The sequence below is a fragment of the Cellulophaga lytica DSM 7489 genome (genome assembly GCF_000190595.1).
GTDB classification, from domain to species: Bacteria; Bacteroidota; Bacteroidia; order Flavobacteriales; family Flavobacteriaceae; genus Cellulophaga; species Cellulophaga lytica.
The window spans coordinates 406,517-421,387 of record NC_015167.1; the positions used below are offsets into that span (position 1 = coordinate 406,517).

Annotated in this window: 14 protein-coding genes and 2 tRNA genes; 9 read left to right on the plus strand and 7 right to left on the minus strand. The window is 32.9% G+C overall.

The genetic code is table 11. The annotated features are described in order from the left end of the window. Positions 1–25: 25 nt before the first annotated feature. The 5 genes from CELLY_RS01970 to tgt form a co-directional block, all read right to left on the minus strand. Positions 26–472, minus strand: a complete 447-nt coding sequence (locus CELLY_RS01970) for a QcrA and Rieske domain-containing protein (protein WP_013619976.1) — start codon at positions 470–472, stop codon at positions 26–28. 50 nt (positions 473–522) lie between these two features. Beyond that, a complete protein-coding gene (locus CELLY_RS01975) occupies positions 523–1,701 on the minus strand; it encodes an AIR synthase related protein (protein ID WP_013619977.1) in 1,179 nt (392 codons plus the stop codon). A gap of 96 nt (positions 1,702–1,797) precedes the next feature. After that, the gene (locus CELLY_RS01980) at positions 1,798–2,712 is read right to left on the minus strand and encodes a DMT family transporter (protein ID WP_013619978.1); all 915 of its coding nucleotides are present in this window, start codon (positions 2,710–2,712) and stop codon (positions 1,798–1,800) included. After that, complete coding sequence (locus CELLY_RS01985; protein ID WP_034646288.1) at positions 2,699–3,778, minus strand: LptF/LptG family permease; 1,080 nt, start codon at positions 3,776–3,778, stop codon at positions 2,699–2,701. The genes CELLY_RS01980 and CELLY_RS01985 overlap by 14 nt, the downstream gene beginning before the upstream one ends. Positions 3,779–3,781: 3 nt before the next feature. Then, the gene (tgt, locus tag CELLY_RS01990; protein ID WP_013619980.1) at positions 3,782–4,912 is read right to left on the minus strand and encodes a tRNA guanosine(34) transglycosylase Tgt; all 1,131 of its coding nucleotides are present in this window, start codon (positions 4,910–4,912) and stop codon (positions 3,782–3,784) included. 170 nt (positions 4,913–5,082) lie between these two features. Here tgt and CELLY_RS01995 point away from each other — a divergent pair, with 170 nt between their 5' ends. The 3 genes from CELLY_RS01995 to CELLY_RS02005 all read left to right on the plus strand — a co-directional run bounded on the left by CELLY_RS01995 (position 5,083) and on the right by CELLY_RS02005 (position 7,623). Continuing rightward, positions 5,083–5,928 (plus strand): transketolase, encoded by an 846-nt coding sequence (locus CELLY_RS01995; protein WP_013619981.1) that lies wholly within the window; start codon positions 5,083–5,085, stop codon positions 5,926–5,928. A 51-nt stretch (positions 5,929–5,979) separates the two neighbouring features. Then, the gene (locus CELLY_RS02000; RefSeq protein WP_013619982.1) at positions 5,980–6,933 is read left to right on the plus strand and encodes a transketolase family protein; all 954 of its coding nucleotides are present in this window, start codon (positions 5,980–5,982) and stop codon (positions 6,931–6,933) included. Positions 6,934–7,038: 105 nt separating this feature from the next. Beyond that, positions 7,039–7,623 carry a porin family protein gene (locus CELLY_RS02005; protein ID WP_013619983.1) on the plus strand — a complete coding sequence of 195 codons (585 nt, stop codon included), beginning with the start codon at positions 7,039–7,041 and terminating at the stop codon, positions 7,621–7,623. Positions 7,624–7,703: 80 nt separating this feature from the next. Here CELLY_RS02005 and CELLY_RS02010 read toward each other — a convergent pair whose 3' ends face one another. Beyond that, positions 7,704–8,678 carry an FKBP-type peptidyl-prolyl cis-trans isomerase gene (locus tag CELLY_RS02010; RefSeq protein WP_013619984.1) on the minus strand — a complete coding sequence of 325 codons (975 nt, stop codon included), beginning with the start codon at positions 8,676–8,678 and terminating at the stop codon, positions 7,704–7,706. A 78-nt stretch (positions 8,679–8,756) separates the two neighbouring features. Between CELLY_RS02010 and CELLY_RS02015 the strand changes: the two genes are divergently transcribed. Together CELLY_RS02015 and CELLY_RS02020 are read left to right on the plus strand one after the other, a co-directional pair. Then, positions 8,757–9,140 (plus strand): RNA-binding S4 domain-containing protein, encoded by a 384-nt coding sequence (locus tag CELLY_RS02015; RefSeq protein WP_034646361.1) that lies wholly within the window; start codon positions 8,757–8,759, stop codon positions 9,138–9,140. Positions 9,141–9,189: 49 nt separating this feature from the next. Further along, positions 9,190–9,687, plus strand: a complete 498-nt coding sequence (locus tag CELLY_RS02020) for a phosphoribosyltransferase domain-containing protein (RefSeq protein ID WP_013619986.1) — start codon at positions 9,190–9,192, stop codon at positions 9,685–9,687. Here CELLY_RS02020 and CELLY_RS02025 read toward each other — a convergent pair. Continuing rightward, positions 9,679–10,194 carry a shikimate kinase gene (locus tag CELLY_RS02025; protein WP_013619987.1) on the minus strand — a complete coding sequence of 172 codons (516 nt, stop codon included), beginning with the start codon at positions 10,192–10,194 and terminating at the stop codon, positions 9,679–9,681. The two genes, CELLY_RS02020 and CELLY_RS02025, sit on opposite strands and share 9 nt — an antisense overlap. Before the next feature lie 139 nt (positions 10,195–10,333). On the opposite strand from CELLY_RS02025, the gene CELLY_RS02030 reads away from it, so the two are divergent. The 4 genes from CELLY_RS02030 (at position 10,334) to CELLY_RS02045 (ending at position 14,812) form a co-directional block, all read left to right on the plus strand. Beyond that, positions 10,334–10,406, plus strand: a tRNA-Lys gene (locus tag CELLY_RS02030). 193 nt (positions 10,407–10,599) lie between these two features. Then, a tRNA-Lys gene (locus CELLY_RS02035) sits at positions 10,600–10,672 on the plus strand. Between the two features lie 377 nt (positions 10,673–11,049). Continuing rightward, positions 11,050–13,581, plus strand: a complete 2,532-nt coding sequence (locus tag CELLY_RS02040) for a glycoside hydrolase family 2 TIM barrel-domain containing protein (RefSeq protein ID WP_013619988.1) — start codon at positions 11,050–11,052, stop codon at positions 13,579–13,581. A gap of 4 nt (positions 13,582–13,585) precedes the next feature. After that, positions 13,586–14,812 (plus strand): glycoside hydrolase family 117 protein, encoded by a 1,227-nt coding sequence (locus CELLY_RS02045; RefSeq protein WP_013619989.1) that lies wholly within the window; start codon positions 13,586–13,588, stop codon positions 14,810–14,812. Positions 14,813–14,871: the final 59 nt, after the last annotated feature.

Below are 14,871 nucleotides of genomic sequence, written 5' to 3' on the forward strand. Positions count from 1 at the left end.
TTTTAAGTCCAAAAACACTGCCAAACTATTCAAATACTCGTAACATAGTACCTGTAAGTGTTGTTTGGTATACTTTTAATGGTTTTGCTGCTTTACTATCTACTTGGTTTAAAGGCGTACCAGTTTGACTAAATCTAGAACCGTGAACATCACAATAAAAAATACCGCCATCTACATTTGCAAAACGTACTTGGTCATAACTCTCATGGCTACAAATTTGACTGGCAGCTACAAACTCACCTTCTAAATTTTTAACTACAACAACATCATTCTTCAAAATAAAACCGCCATTGGTTTGCAGATTAGATGCTTCATCTGATTCTAAATCTACAGTAAAATCTACACCTGTTGGCACTTCTTTTTTATCTCCTTCTTCGTTATCACTATCACTAGAACACCCACCTAAACAAGGAAATGTTAAAGCAAAAGCCGCACCTGCCCCTAAGGTTCTTAAAAACTGTTTTCTTTCCATAATAAGTTGTTTTATAAGTACAACGGTTAAAAGGTGAAAATTGTTGTTAATTAATACTCAAAAGTTCCGTACTCACTAGTTATAGTTAGTTTTTTTGTAGCACTTGCCTCTACTTTACCTACTATTTTAGCTGCTACACCAAAACTTTTAGAAATAGCAATTAAATCTTCTGCTACAGCAGGATTTACGTACAATTCCATACGGTGACCACAGTTAAAAACTTGGTACATTTCTTTCCAATCTGTTTTAGATTGTTCTTGTATTAGCTTAAATAAAGGAGGAACCGGAAAAAGGTTATCTTTTACAATATGTAAGTTGTCTACAAAATGAAGAATTTTTGTTTGCGCACCTCCACTACAATGTACCATACCATGTATGTCTGTAGCATTGTATTTTTCTAATATTTTTTTAATAATTGGCGCATACGTTCTAGTTGGTGACAATACCAGTTTACCTGCATCTATTGGAGAGTTTTCTACTTTATCTGTTAATTTAACAGCACCAGAATACACCAAATCTTCTGGTACAGCAGCATCAAAACTCTCTGGGTATTTTTCTGCTAAGTATTTAGAGAACACATCATGTCTTGCAGAAGTAAGTCCGTTACTTCCCATACCTCCATTATACTCTGTTTCGTATGTTGCTTGTCCAAAAGACTCTAAGCCTACAATAACATCACCATCTTTAATATTAGCATTGTCTATAACATCCTTTTTATTAAGCCTAGCAGTTACCGTAGAGTCTACAATTATAGTACGCACCAAGTCGCCTACATCTGCAGTTTCACCGCCTGTAGAGTGTATTACAATACCGTGTTCTTTTAAATCAGTTATAAGTTCTTCTGTACCATTAATAATAGCAGATAAAACCTCACCCGGAATTAAGTTTTTATTTCTTCCTATGGTAGAAGACAACATAATGTTATCTGTAGCACCTACACAAATAAGATCATCAATATTCATTATTAAAGCATCTTGCGCTATGCCTTTCCAAACAGAAATATCTCCTGTTTCTTTCCAATACATATATGCTAACGAAGATTTAGTACCTGCACCATCTGCATGCATTACCAAACAATAGTCATTATCACCAGTTAAATAATCTGGAACAATTTTACAAAAAGCTTTAGGAAAAAGCCCTTTATCTATGTTTTTAATGGCATTATGCACATCTTCTTTAGATGCAGAAACTCCTCTTTGGTTATACCTTTCGCTATTAGATGAACTCATACTTTTTTACTTTGAGGCAAAAATAATGTAATCCATAAAATTAGCAGCAATAAACTTTGGTAGATATCAACAATAATAGTTTATAACCTAAAAAAGTTAAACAACCACTTGCTTATTAGCCGCTTTTAAATTCTTTTTGGCTGTTCTGTTTTTTAAAATACCATTTGCTATAACAGTAATTAAAATGATAAATGCTCCTAAATAAAACATAGGGTCCATTTTTTCACTATCTCCAAAAATTATAAATGCCAATAGAATACCATAAACAGGCTCTAAGTTTGTAGTTAGCATTACGGTATACGGACTTAAAAATTTCATTATTTTAACCGATGCAATAAAGGCATATGCAGTACAAAATGAAGCTAGTATTAAAATGTAAATCCAATCTGACACTGATAGTTGAAAATTTACTTGACTAAAATTTCCTTGAAAAAGCATATAAATTGATAAAAACACTACACCAGCACCAAGCTCATAAAAAGAAATAATTGAAGGCTTGTGTTCTTTAATAAGCTTACCATTCATTAAAGAAAAAACTGTTGCTAAAAATGCTGAAATTAATGCTAGTACAATACCTTCTTTGTATGATGCATCAATATTAAATATTAGTCCTAAACCGCCAATAACTATAAGTCCAAAAATAATCTCGTACCAAATAACTTTTCGTTTGTACCAAATTGGTTCTAGTATAGCAGCAAAAAAAGCTCCAGATGATATGGTTGCTAAGGTTACAGAGACATTAGACACTTTTATAGAAGAAAAAAAAGTTACCCAATGCAAAGCTATAATTACACCTGTACCAAGCAATAACAATAATGTTTTGCGGTTAACTTGTAATTTGTTTTTACGCACTACTATAAACAGCAATACAAAAAGAGCTGCAAATAACATACGATACCACACTAACGGTAACGCGTCTATAGTTATTAATTTACCCAACACAGCAGTAAAGCCCCAAACAAAAACTATAAAATGTAAATGCAGGTAATTTTTAAATTTATCGCTTAGCATTTTTTAACAAGTATAAGCCAATGATTGCAAATATTGCGTTAGGAATAATAATTGCTATTAAGGGTGATAAACCAGCCTTTTCTGCAAGAATAGCAAAAACTCTATCAAAAAATATGTACACAAAGGCAATTACAATTCCAAATGCTAAATTAAGCCCCATGCCTCCTCTACGTTTTATTGAAGAAACAGATACTGCAATTAGTGTTAATATAAAAGCACTAACTGGCAAAGCCCAACGCTTGTATTTAGCCATTACATACGTATTTATGTTAGATGCTCCTTTTTTACGCTGGTCTTCAATAAACTTATTTAGCTCAAAAATATTTTTAGTTTCTGCTACATAACTAACAGGAGTTAAATCATCTATTTTAAAATCAAAAATAGTGTCCAACCTACTCTTTTTTTCAATTACCTCTACATTCCCTTTAACGGTTCTAGAAGTAAAACCTGTTAACCTATATATGGTATCTTTAGGTATCCACCTTATACTAGATGCAGTAAGTTTGTATGCTAATTTATCATCATTATCAAAATGTTCTAAAACAAAATTACTACCCAGCTGCCTGTTAGGGTCAAAACTACTGATATATAAAAACTCGTTTTCGTTTAATTGATTATATATGTTAGTGGTCTCCTGAAACTTTTTACCTTTTTTAAGGTATTTAAATATAAACTCATGATAGTCTAAACTGGCTTTGGGGACAATAAACATTGCCATTACAAACATTAGTATTGCAATAATGGTAGCACCCATAAAATAAGGTCTTAAAAACCTACCAAAAGAAACACCAGAGCTTAATATTGCAACAATTTCTGTATTTGAGGCGAGTTTAGATGTAAAAAAGATGATAGATAAAAACAAAAATATAGGAAATAACAAACTACCTATATAGATAATAAAGTTCATATAATACTCTAAAATCTCTAAGGTTGGAGCCTCATTACGTACCATTTTAGCTATTTTTTCTGCCAAATCTAGCATTACACCAATTGGCACAAATAACAATAGCATTACCGCAAAGGTAAGCAGGTAGCGTTTTAATATGTATTTATCTAATATACTCAACTATTACAATCTTTTATCCATTTGTTTTACCATCATATTTTTCCATTCGGTAAAATCTCCGGCAATAATATGCTTTCTAGCTTCACGAGTCAACCATAAATAAAAACCTAAGTTATGTATGGTAGCAATTTGTTTACCTAAATATTCATTAGCAGCAAACAAATGACGTAAGTATGCTTTAGAATATTCAGTATCTACAAATGTAATTCCCATTTCATCAATAGGAGAAAAATCTGCTTCCCACTTCTTATTTTTAATATTAATAGTACCGTGTGCTGTAAATAACATACCATTACGTGCATTACGTGTTGGCATAACACAGTCAAACATATCTACACCTAAAGCAATATTTTCTAAAATATTAATTGGTGTACCAACACCCATTAAATATCTTGGCTTTTCTTCTGGTAAAATATCGCAAACAACCTCGGTCATTGCGTACATTTCTTCAGCCGGCTCACCTACAGACAAACCACCAATAGCATTTCCTTCTGCACCTGCGTTTGCAATATATTCAGCAGATTGTTTACGTAAATCTTTATATGTAGAACCTTGTACAATAGGAAAAAAAGTTTGTTCGTATCCGTATTTAAAAGGTAGTTTTTCTAAGTGGCTCATACAACGGTCTAACCAACGGTGCGTCATATGCATAGAGCGCTTTGCATAATTATAATCACAAGGGTAAGGTGTACACTCATCAAAAGCCATAATAATATCTGCACCAATGGTACGCTGAATTTCCATTACGTTTTCTGGAGTAAAAAAGTGGTAAGATCCATCTATATGAGATTTAAACTTTACACCTTCTTCCTTTATTTTTCTATTAGCAGATAAAGAATATACTTGGTAACCACCACTATCTGTTAAAATATTACGATCCCAGCCCATAAACTTATGCAAACCACCAGCTGCTTCAAGTATATCTAATTTAGGACGTAAATACAAATGGTATGTATTTCCTAAAATAATATCTGGATTTATTTCTTCTTTTAATTCTCTCTGATGAACCCCTTTTACAGACGCAACTGTACCTACAGGCATAAAAATAGGTGTTTCTATAACACCATGATCTGTTACCATTGTAGCAGCACGTGCCTTACTCTGTGGGTCTTTTTTTTCTAATGTAAATTTCAAAAACTATAGTATTTATGACCGCAAATATAATCAACTCATCTACAAAAAATTGCTAACAAAAAAATAAAGTTAGGTATTAATTGTAAAGTAGTTAATAAATTATAACAACTAGCCTTGTACACGCAAAAGATAGGACTTATTTTTACACGCGAATTAACACAACATATAAAATGCCAAGACTGGAAGAATTACAAGATTTGACCACGCAAGTGAGAAGGGATATTTTAAGAATGGTGCACAAAGTAAACTCTGGCCACCCAGGTGGTTCTTTGGGTTGTGCAGAATTTTTTGTTGCCCTGTACAATGAATTAATGGAACTAAACGAAGGATTTGACATGGATGGTAAGGGTGAAGACCTTTTCTTTTTATCTAACGGTCATATTTCTCCTGTTTATTATAGTGTATTAGCACGTAGCGGATACTTTCCAGTAGACGAGCTTAATACTTTTAGACTAATTAATTCTAGACTACAAGGACACCCAACTACACATGAAGGTTTACCTGGTGTGCGTATTGCATCTGGGTCATTAGGACAAGGAATGTCTGTAGCTATTGGTGCAGCACTTGCAAAAAAGCTAAACAAAGACAGCAACATTGTGTATAGTTTACACGGTGATGGTGAGTTACAAGAAGGTCAAAATTGGGAAGCTATGATGTATGCTTCTGCCAATAAGGTTGATAATTTAATTTCTACTATAGATTTAAATGGTCAGCAAATTGACGGTTCTACTGACACTGTATTAAATATGGGTAGTGTAAGAGCTAAATTTGAAGCTTTTGGATGGGATGTTTTAGATGTTAAAGAAGGAAACAACCTTGAAGCAGTAATAGCTGGTCTTAAAAAAGCTAAATCTATGACAGGTAACGGAAAACCAATTTGTGTTTTATTACATACAGTTATGGGTAATGGTGTAGATTTTATGATGCACACACACGCATGGCATGGTAAAGCTCCTAGTGATGAACAACTAGAGACAGCACTAGCACAAAACCCTGAAACTTTAGGAGACTACTAATAAAAATTAAATCTACCTTCTCTTATACAAAAGAGAAAAATCATAAAGGATATGAAAAAATACACAGATCAAGGAAAAAACGATACTAGAAGTGGTTTTGGTGCAGGTTTAGCAGAATTAGGAAGATTAAATCCTAACGTTGTTGCATTATGTGCAGATTTAATTGGTTCTCTTAAAATGGATAAATTCATTGAAGAAAATCCAGAGAGATTCTTTCAAATAGGTATTGCAGAAGCTAACATGATGGGGATTGCCGCAGGTTTAACCATTGGAGGAAAAATACCTTTCACAGGTACTTTTGCTAACTTTTCTACAGGAAGAGTTTATGATCAAATACGCCAGTCTATTGCTTATTCTGGTAAAAATGTAAAAATTTGTGCTTCGCATGCTGGGGTAACTTTAGGTGAAGATGGTGCAACACACCAAATTTTAGAAGATATAGGTTTAATGAAAATGTTACCAGGAATGGTAGTTATTAACCCTTGTGATTACAACCAAACAAAAGCAGCTACTATTGCTATTGCTGATTATGAAGGCCCTGTTTACCTACGTTTTGGAAGACCAAAAGTAGCTAACTTTACTCCAGTAGATCAAAAATTTGAAATAGGCAAAGCACTACATTTAACAGAAGGTACAGACGTTACTATTGTTGCTACTGGCCACTTGGTATGGGAAGCTTTAATTGCTGCCGAAAACTTAGAGAGTCAAGGGATTTCTGCAGAAGTAATTAATATACACACTATTAAACCATTAGATGCTAATGCTATAATTAATTCTGTTAAAAAAACAGGCTGTATTGTAACTGCAGAAGAACATAATGTTTTAGGCGGTTTAGGAGAAAGTGTTGCTCGTGTTTTAGCTACTAGCCAACCAACTCCGCAAGAGTTTATTGGTACTAACGATACTTTTGGTGAAAGTGGTACTCCTGCACAATTAATGGAAAAATACGGTTTAGACAATAAAGCTATAGAAAAAGCCGTTTTAAAAGTTATAGAACGCAAGTAAGAAAATGGTATCGTTTTTGATACTTAACTTACATATTAATTAATAACATATTGAGAGTGATTGTTTTTTTACAGTCGCTCTCTTATTGTTTAAAACACTTTTAAAATGAAAAAAACACTTTTAGTAATTACAATGGCTTTGGCAAGTTTAACAACTTTTGCCCAAACTGATGCTGGTTTTGGTATTAAAGGAGGTTTAAACTATGGTGGTAATGGAGATTATTATGACTCTGCAAAAGATGCTTATAATGACCCTGATAAAAATGTAGGTTACCACATTGGACTTTATGCAAAAACTGGCGGCAATTTATATCTTAGACCAGAATTAGTGTATACATCTCTAAAATCTGGTTATGCAGAAGATTTTAAAATGCAAAAGTTAGACTTACCTGTTTTAGTTGGCGCAAAGGTAATTGGTCCGTTAAACGTATTTGCAGGTCCTGCTTTTCAGTACATTTTAGATACAGATTATGATGGTATAACTATTGGTGATGTAGAGAACGACTTTACCGTAGGCCTTAACGTAGGTATAGGTGTTAACTTAGGCAAATTAGGAGTTGACATTAGGTATGAAAGAGGATTTAGCGATAATGAAGTTGATATTATAAATGCTGATATTACATCTGTACAAAAAGACAGAATAGATACTAGGCCAGATCAACTTATTTTAAGTTTATCTCTAAAACTATAAGTTTTAACACACAACAAACAAAAAGCCCTAGAAATTAATTTCTAGGGCTTTTTGTATTTTTAACTATAATGGTAAAACTATTAGTTATTTGGGTCTAAATAGTTTGGAATACCATCACCGTCTGTATCTGGGTAAGGCAAAATTATATTACCATCCTCATCACTAATTTCATCTCTAGTTAATATCCCGTCGTTATCATCATCATCATCTAAATAGTTTGGAGTTGTAGCTATAGAACTAGAACCATCTTCAGATACTTCATCTGTATTATCATCAAACAAATAACCATTTCCATTTAAATCTTCTATGTAAGAAGGAATACCATCATTATCATGGTCTGCATTATTTACTGCTATTAAATCAATTTTAAAAATTAAAGGACTGTAGGCAGATATAGAACCAGTAGCATTATTGTAATAACCCAAAGCAGAAGGAAAAATTATCATACCTACTCCATAATCACTAACTTCAAATGTCCCATCATCGTTTATATCATCATCTGTTATAGCCCTACCTGCTTTTAAAAATTGTGTTCCCAAAGAAAACCCGCGCGCTCCTTGAAGAGGAGCTTGTAGTGTAGCTAGGTCAAACCATCTAGGAGTAGCAGTTGACGCATCAAAAACAGTATTATCTAACAACAAACCTTCATAACGGACATAAGTAGAGTCTGCTGTATTAGCCTGTGCTCCTACCCCTTGTCTTGCTACAAGGTAATAATAAGTATGTTCTACTTCTTTATTATCAGTTAATCCTATTTCTTCAGAGCGTACAGTTGTTTTAACTGCCGTCATCATATCAATTAACGGTGTTTTATCTGCATTTTCCCCCTCAATTTCTCCTAAAACAATTTTATAGTCAAAATCTGCTGGTGGATCTTGAAAATCTTCATAGTTGTAAAAGTGTGTCTCTAAGTATTTAACTATAGAGTCTTTATCTTGGTCTACTATTTCACTTAATGCCTTTGGTGGCTCTATAGAAAAGCCATTATCATCACTATTACAAGCCCATACTATTATGGCCAGTATAGCAACTAAAAAAACGTTCTTAAATTTCATCTATTCTAATTTATGAGCCGCAAGATACAATTTTCCACTATTTTTGCAGAAGTAGTTAACAAAGAATTTGGAGTTAATATGAGGATAGACAAATATTTATGGTGTACACGTTATTTTAAAACAAGAAATATTGCTACTGAAGCCTGTAAAAAAGGACACATTAAAGTTAATGATAAAGTGGTAAAACCGTCTAGAGATGTTTTTCCAATGGACAAAATAACGGTACGTAAAAACCAAATAAATTACCAGTTTACTATTTTAGATGTGCCACCTAACAGAGTTGGCGCTAAATTAGTAGATATGTACCGTAAAGATACTACACCTAAAGAAGCTTTTGAGCACTCTGAACTACTTAAATACTCTAAGGACTATTATAGAAAAAAAGGCACAGGAAGACCTACAAAAAAAGACCGTAGAGAAATTGATGATTACACAACTACAAATTCTACCGAAGAGGAATAACACTTAAAAAGTGTTTAGTATCTTTGACTATATAAAATTACAATACACAATGCAGAACAAAATATTATCTCACAACCAAATTCAGCATAAAGTTAAGCGTATTGCTTACCAAATTTACGAGGCTAATGTAGAAGAAACAGAGATTGTAATTGCTGGTATAGATGGGGGCGGATTAAAATTTGCAAAAAAACTAAGTACTGTTTTACAAGACATTACCACTGCTAAAATTACATTGTGTACAGTAAAAATGGATAAAAAAAACCCGTTAAACAGCGGAGTTACAACTTCTATTTCTAAAGAAGAATACACCAATAAATCTGTTGTTTTAATAGATGATGTTTTAAACTCCGGAACAACCTTAATATACGGTGTTTTTCATTTTTTAAAAGTACCCTTACGCCAATTAAAAACGGCTGTTTTGGTAAACAGAAACCATAAAAAATATCCAGTAAAAGCAGATTATAAAGGATTGTCTTTATCTACATCTTTACAAGAACATATAGAGGTAGAATTTAAAGATAATGATGATGCTGTGTACTTAAACTAACTTTTCTACAATATCATTTACCACTTCAGCGGCTTTCTTTTGCTGTACTAATATAGTATGGTGAGCTTTTGTGTAAAAGTAACTACGCTCAAACAAATGTGCTCCTATAAACTCTGGCAGTTCGTTTTCTGGTATGTTTGCTATTAAAGGTCTGTTTGCTTTTTCTTTTACTAACCTCTTTATAAGTTCTGGTATTGGCACGCTTAAATAAAAAACATTACTAGTATTATTAGTCATAACATTAATATTGTCTCCGTAGCAAGGTGTTCCGCCCCCTGTAGAGAGCACAAAATCATCATTTGTTGCAAAAATTTCGTTTAAACATAAAATTTCCGCTTTTCTAAAAAATATTTCTCCTTTTATAGAAAAAAGATCTGAAATAGACATCTCATACTTTTTTTCTATGTAAGAGTCCAAATCCAAAAAATTGATTTTCAAACGCTTGGCAAGCTCTCTTCCTACTGTAGATTTTCCGCTCCCCATATAACCAACAAGTACTATTTGCATCTATTTTTTTATACAAAGATGGTCTATTTTACATCGAAATAAAAAAAATAAAATAAATTTTACAAAAGTACTTGTGAATTTAAATAAAGGTCATATATTTGCACCCGCAAACAACAATACGCTGTTTTGCTGGAATAATGACCTGGTAGCTCAGTTGGTAGAGCATCTCCCTTTTAAGGAGAGGGTCCTGGGTTCGAGCCCCAGCCCGGTCACAAAAATAAAAAACCGAAAGTTTATACTTTCGGTTTTTTTTATGCCTTATTTTAAATATAAATTATTCTTTTTTAAGGTGTTACATATTAAGTTCTATTTTATGTGTTTTTCTCTAAAAAAAACCATTGTAGAATAAAATAAAGGTCATATATTTGCACCCGCAAACAGCAATGCGCTGCTTGTTGGAATAATGACCTGGTAGCTCAGTTGGTAGAGCATCTCCCTTTTAAGGAGAGGGTCCTGGGTTCGAGCCCCAGCCCGGTCACAAAGAGAAATCTTATTTTAAAACCTTGTAGAATTTATCTGCAAGGTTTTTTCTTTTATAGAAATATTTTCAGTTTTACTTACATCATAATTTACCAAATAACGTCTCTATACCTTATTTACTATTTATCATTTGTATAAAAAGTAAACTTTAGTAAAAACTTACACTTTTTTGTAGTTGCTAAATTAATATCTAGTGCAAATGTTTAAAAACATACAACGTATTGTGTATTGTTCAGTTATTGTCTAGTACTTATATATATTTAAGTATCAATATATACACATATTTGCATACCTCCACATAGCAGTAGTGTTATACGCATAAGTATAACTAAGCTAAAATCAATTTTTAAAAAGCAGAAAACCAATACTATTAAAATGAAATATAAATTAGCACTTATTACCTTATGTATAATTACAGCTTTTAATTGCAAGTCTAAAGAAACTGTAACATTACAAACAGATTTTAATTTTGATTGGAACTTTAAACTTGAAGACACTGTTGCAGGAATTCATGATACCGAGTGGAAAAAAATAAAATTACCACATGACTGGAGTGTTACTAATAAGTTTGACTCTATAAAAGGGGAAGGTGCTACAGCTTATTTACTAGGTGGCATTGGGTATTACAAAAAGGACTTTTATACACAATTAAATAGTAACCAAGTTGCTTATATACTTTTTGATGGCGTTTACAACAACGCAACCATTAGCTTAAACAATAAAGAACTAGGTTTTCATCCTTACGGCTACTCTCCCTTTTATTACGATGTAACATCTGCCTTAAATGAAAATGGCAACAAAAACACTATAAATGTTAAGGTAGACAGAACAAGATATGCAGATAGTAGATGGTATACTGGCTCTGGAATATACAGAAATGTAAAGTTTATTACCAAAAACAAATTACACATTCCTATTTGGGGTTCTTTTATTACAACACCAACCGTTACTAATAAATTAGCTACTGTTAGCATACAAACAACTATAAATAATAAATTCAATAGCAGCAAAACAGCAATACTAAGCACAACAATATATGATACAAATAATGTAGTAGTTAATACCAATACCAAAAATATAACTGTTGCTAAAAATACAACCCTAAAAGATTTAGCTACTATTAAAGTAACTGATCCTAAATTATGGGATATTGATAGCCCTACACTATACACTGCCATAACTACCATTACACAGGATAATGAAGTTATAGACACACAAAAAACAAAATTTGGTATACGCAGTATTAAGTTTGACGCTAATACAGGGTTTTATTTAAATGGAAAAAACAGAAAAATAAAAGGTGTATGCCTACACCATGATGCCGGACTAGTTGGTGCTGCTGTGCCAAAAGGAGTTTGGAGAAGACGTTTACAAACTTTAAAAAATATAGGCTGCAATGCTATTAGAATATCTCATAACCCAGCTTCTAATGAGTTTTTAGACCTATGTGATGAAATGGGTTTTCTTGTACAAGATGAGTTTTTTGACGAGTGGGACAACCCTAAAGACAAACGGAAAAATATGAATGAAAAAAGCGTAGACTACATTACAAGAGGCTACGCAGAACATTTTCAAGAGTGGGCAGAAATAGATTTAAAAAATACAGTTTTATCACACAGAAACCACCCTTCTATTTTTCAATGGAGTATTGGTAATGAAATTGAATGGACTTACCCAAGAAATGCAAATGCTACTGGTTTTTTTAATAATATAGATTGGAGTGGTAATTATTTTTGGTCTTTACCTCCTAACAATATAAGTACTATAAAAGAAAAACTTAAAACGCTCCCAAAAGCCAAATATGATATTGGTGAAACTGCAAAAAAACTAGCAAAATGGACCAAAGAGTTAGATACTACTAGATATGTAATTGCAAATTGCATTTTACCTTCTTCTAGCTATGAGTCTGGGTATGCAGATGCTCTAGATATTATAGGTTTTAGCTACCGTAGAGTAATATATGATTACGGACATAAAAACTATCCTAATTTACCACTTATGGGAACCGAAAATCTTGGTCAATGGCATGAATGGAAAGCAGTTATGGAAAGACCTTTTATTTCTGGTACATTTTTATGGACAGGAATAGATTATATGGGAGAATCTAACAAAGGATGGCCAAAAAAAGGAACCTCTAGCGGTTTATTAGATGTGGCTGGGTTTAAAAAACCATCATACCATATGTTTAATGCTTTATGGAACACTGAGCCTAATATTTATATTACTTCTCAAACTTTAGATAAATCTATTTATAAACTAGATGCCAATGGCAACCCTTTAGAAAAACAAGATGGCAAATGGAAAACGGCTTTATGGCAATGGCATAATGTAAATGAACATTGGAACTATAATAACAATACTGTTACGGTTGTAGAAGTATACTCTAACTGTACAGAGGTAGAGCTGTTTTTAAACAATAAATCTTTAGGGGTAAAAAAGCTTAGCAACTTTGAAGATCATATTTACAAATGGGCAGTTCCTTACAAAAAAGGAACTTTAAAAGCGGTTGGCTTAAAAGATGGTAAAAAAGTAGAATCTACTATTACAACTACAACAAAACCAACAACTATAAAACTCACCACAGACCAGAAAAAATTAACTGCAGACGGTTATGATGTTGCACATATTATAGCACAACTTGTAGATAAAAACGGTAACCCTATAAAAACTGAAAATCAAATTATTAACTTTAGTGTTTCTGGTAATGCAACAGTTTTAGGTGTAGATAACGGTAGCATTACTAACACACAAAATTTTAAAAGCAATAAAATTAAAACCAGTAAAGGAAGGGCTCTTTTAATAGTTCAATCTTTACAAGACAAAACAACTCCTATAAATATTACAGTAAACTCTGCTTCATTAAAAAGCAACCAAATAACAATTACTTTAGAACCTAAAAAAAATTAATACTATGATAAAGAAAAGTATAGTACTAAGCACAATTACCTGTATACTTTTAATTACAGCTTGTAAAAATAATACGAATACAGCAAGTGTTACCACAGCAGAAGAACCTAAGCAAGAAATTACACCAGAGCAAATAGATGAGTTGGGTATAACAAACCCAGACTCTTTAAGTGCTGCAACAAAAAGAGCATTACAATGGCCAAAAGATTTAGGTAATGAATGGTTTATACAATTCTCTAACCTTAAACCCTTAAAAGGAGATTTAGCTTATGAAGAAGGTGTTGTGCGTAGAGATCCAAGTGCTATTATTAAAGAAGATGGCAAATACTACGTTTGGTACAGCAAAAGCACTGGGCCATCACAAGGTTTTGGTGGCGATGTAGAAAATGAAAAAGTTTTTCCTTGGGATAGATGTGATATTTGGTACGCTACATCTGAAGACGGTGAAACTTGGAAAGAAGAAGGCATTGCTGTTGCAAGAGGCGAAAAAGGCGCTTATGATGACAGGTCTGTTTTTACAGTAGAAATAATGAAATATCAGAACAAATATTACTTATGCTACCAAACCGTAAAATCTCCCTATACAGTACGCGTTAAAAATCAGGTTGGTTTAGCGTGGTCAGATTCGCCAAACGGACCTTGGACAAAAAGTGAAGAGCCTATACTTAGTCCTGCAGATAATGGCATCTGGAAAGGAGAAGAACAAGACCGTTTTGCTGTAGAGAAAAAAGGAGATTTTGATAGTCACAAAGTACATGACCCTTGCATTTTGCCTTACAAAGGTAAATTTTACTTGTACTATAAAGGCGAGCAAATGGGCGAAAAAATTACGTTTGGCGGCAGACAAATACGCCATGGCGTTGCTATTGCAGACAATCCTTTAGGGCCTTATGTAAAATCACCTTACAACCCAATAAGTAATAGTGGTCATGAAATTTGTGTTTGGCCATACAATGGTGGTATTGCGTCATTAATTACTACAGATGGTCCAGAAAAAAATACCATACAATGGGCTCCAGACGGTATTAATTTTGAAATTAAATCTGTTATTCCTGGTGTACCAGCGCATGCAATAGGCTTAAACAGATCTGCAGATACAGAAAAAGATCCAACAGAAATATTACGCTGGGGACTTACACATGTATACAATAGTAGCGACTACCAAAGTATTATGAGTTTTACATCTGCCAGAAAAACTACACACAGAGCTAAAGGTGTAAAATCTAAATAAGTAACACTATAAACTAAGCACAAAAAAAGGAACAGTAAATTATCGTTCCTTTTTTTATT

What these genes read in the sequence shown, in the direction of transcription:
- CELLY_RS01970 (WP_013619976.1), bottom strand. Translation starts at nt 472, where the DNA reads ATGGAAAGAAAACAGTTTTTAAGAACCTTAGGGGCAGGTGCGGCTTTT.
- CELLY_RS01975 (WP_013619977.1), bottom strand. Translation starts at nt 1,701, where the DNA reads ATGAGTTCATCTAATAGCGAAAGGTATAACCAAAGAGGAGTTTCTGCA.
- CELLY_RS01980 (WP_013619978.1), bottom strand. Translation starts at nt 2,712, where the DNA reads ATGCTAAGCGATAAATTTAAAAATTACCTGCATTTACATTTTATAGTT.
- CELLY_RS01995 (WP_013619981.1), top strand. Translation starts at nt 5,083, where the DNA reads ATGCCAAGACTGGAAGAATTACAAGATTTGACCACGCAAGTGAGAAGG.
- CELLY_RS02000 (WP_013619982.1), top strand. Translation starts at nt 5,980, where the DNA reads ATGAAAAAATACACAGATCAAGGAAAAAACGATACTAGAAGTGGTTTT.
- CELLY_RS02005 (WP_013619983.1), top strand. Translation starts at nt 7,039, where the DNA reads ATGAAAAAAACACTTTTAGTAATTACAATGGCTTTGGCAAGTTTAACA.
- CELLY_RS02010 (WP_013619984.1), bottom strand. Translation starts at nt 8,678, where the DNA reads ATGAAATTTAAGAACGTTTTTTTAGTTGCTATACTGGCCATAATAGTA.
- CELLY_RS02015 (WP_034646361.1), top strand. Translation starts at nt 8,757, where the DNA reads ATGAGGATAGACAAATATTTATGGTGTACACGTTATTTTAAAACAAGA.
- CELLY_RS02020 (WP_013619986.1), top strand. Translation starts at nt 9,190, where the DNA reads ATGCAGAACAAAATATTATCTCACAACCAAATTCAGCATAAAGTTAAG.
- CELLY_RS02025 (WP_013619987.1), bottom strand. Translation starts at nt 10,194, where the DNA reads ATGCAAATAGTACTTGTTGGTTATATGGGGAGCGGAAAATCTACAGTA.
- CELLY_RS02040 (WP_013619988.1), top strand. Translation starts at nt 11,050, where the DNA reads ATGAAATATAAATTAGCACTTATTACCTTATGTATAATTACAGCTTTT.
- CELLY_RS02045 (WP_013619989.1), top strand. Translation starts at nt 13,586, where the DNA reads ATGATAAAGAAAAGTATAGTACTAAGCACAATTACCTGTATACTTTTA.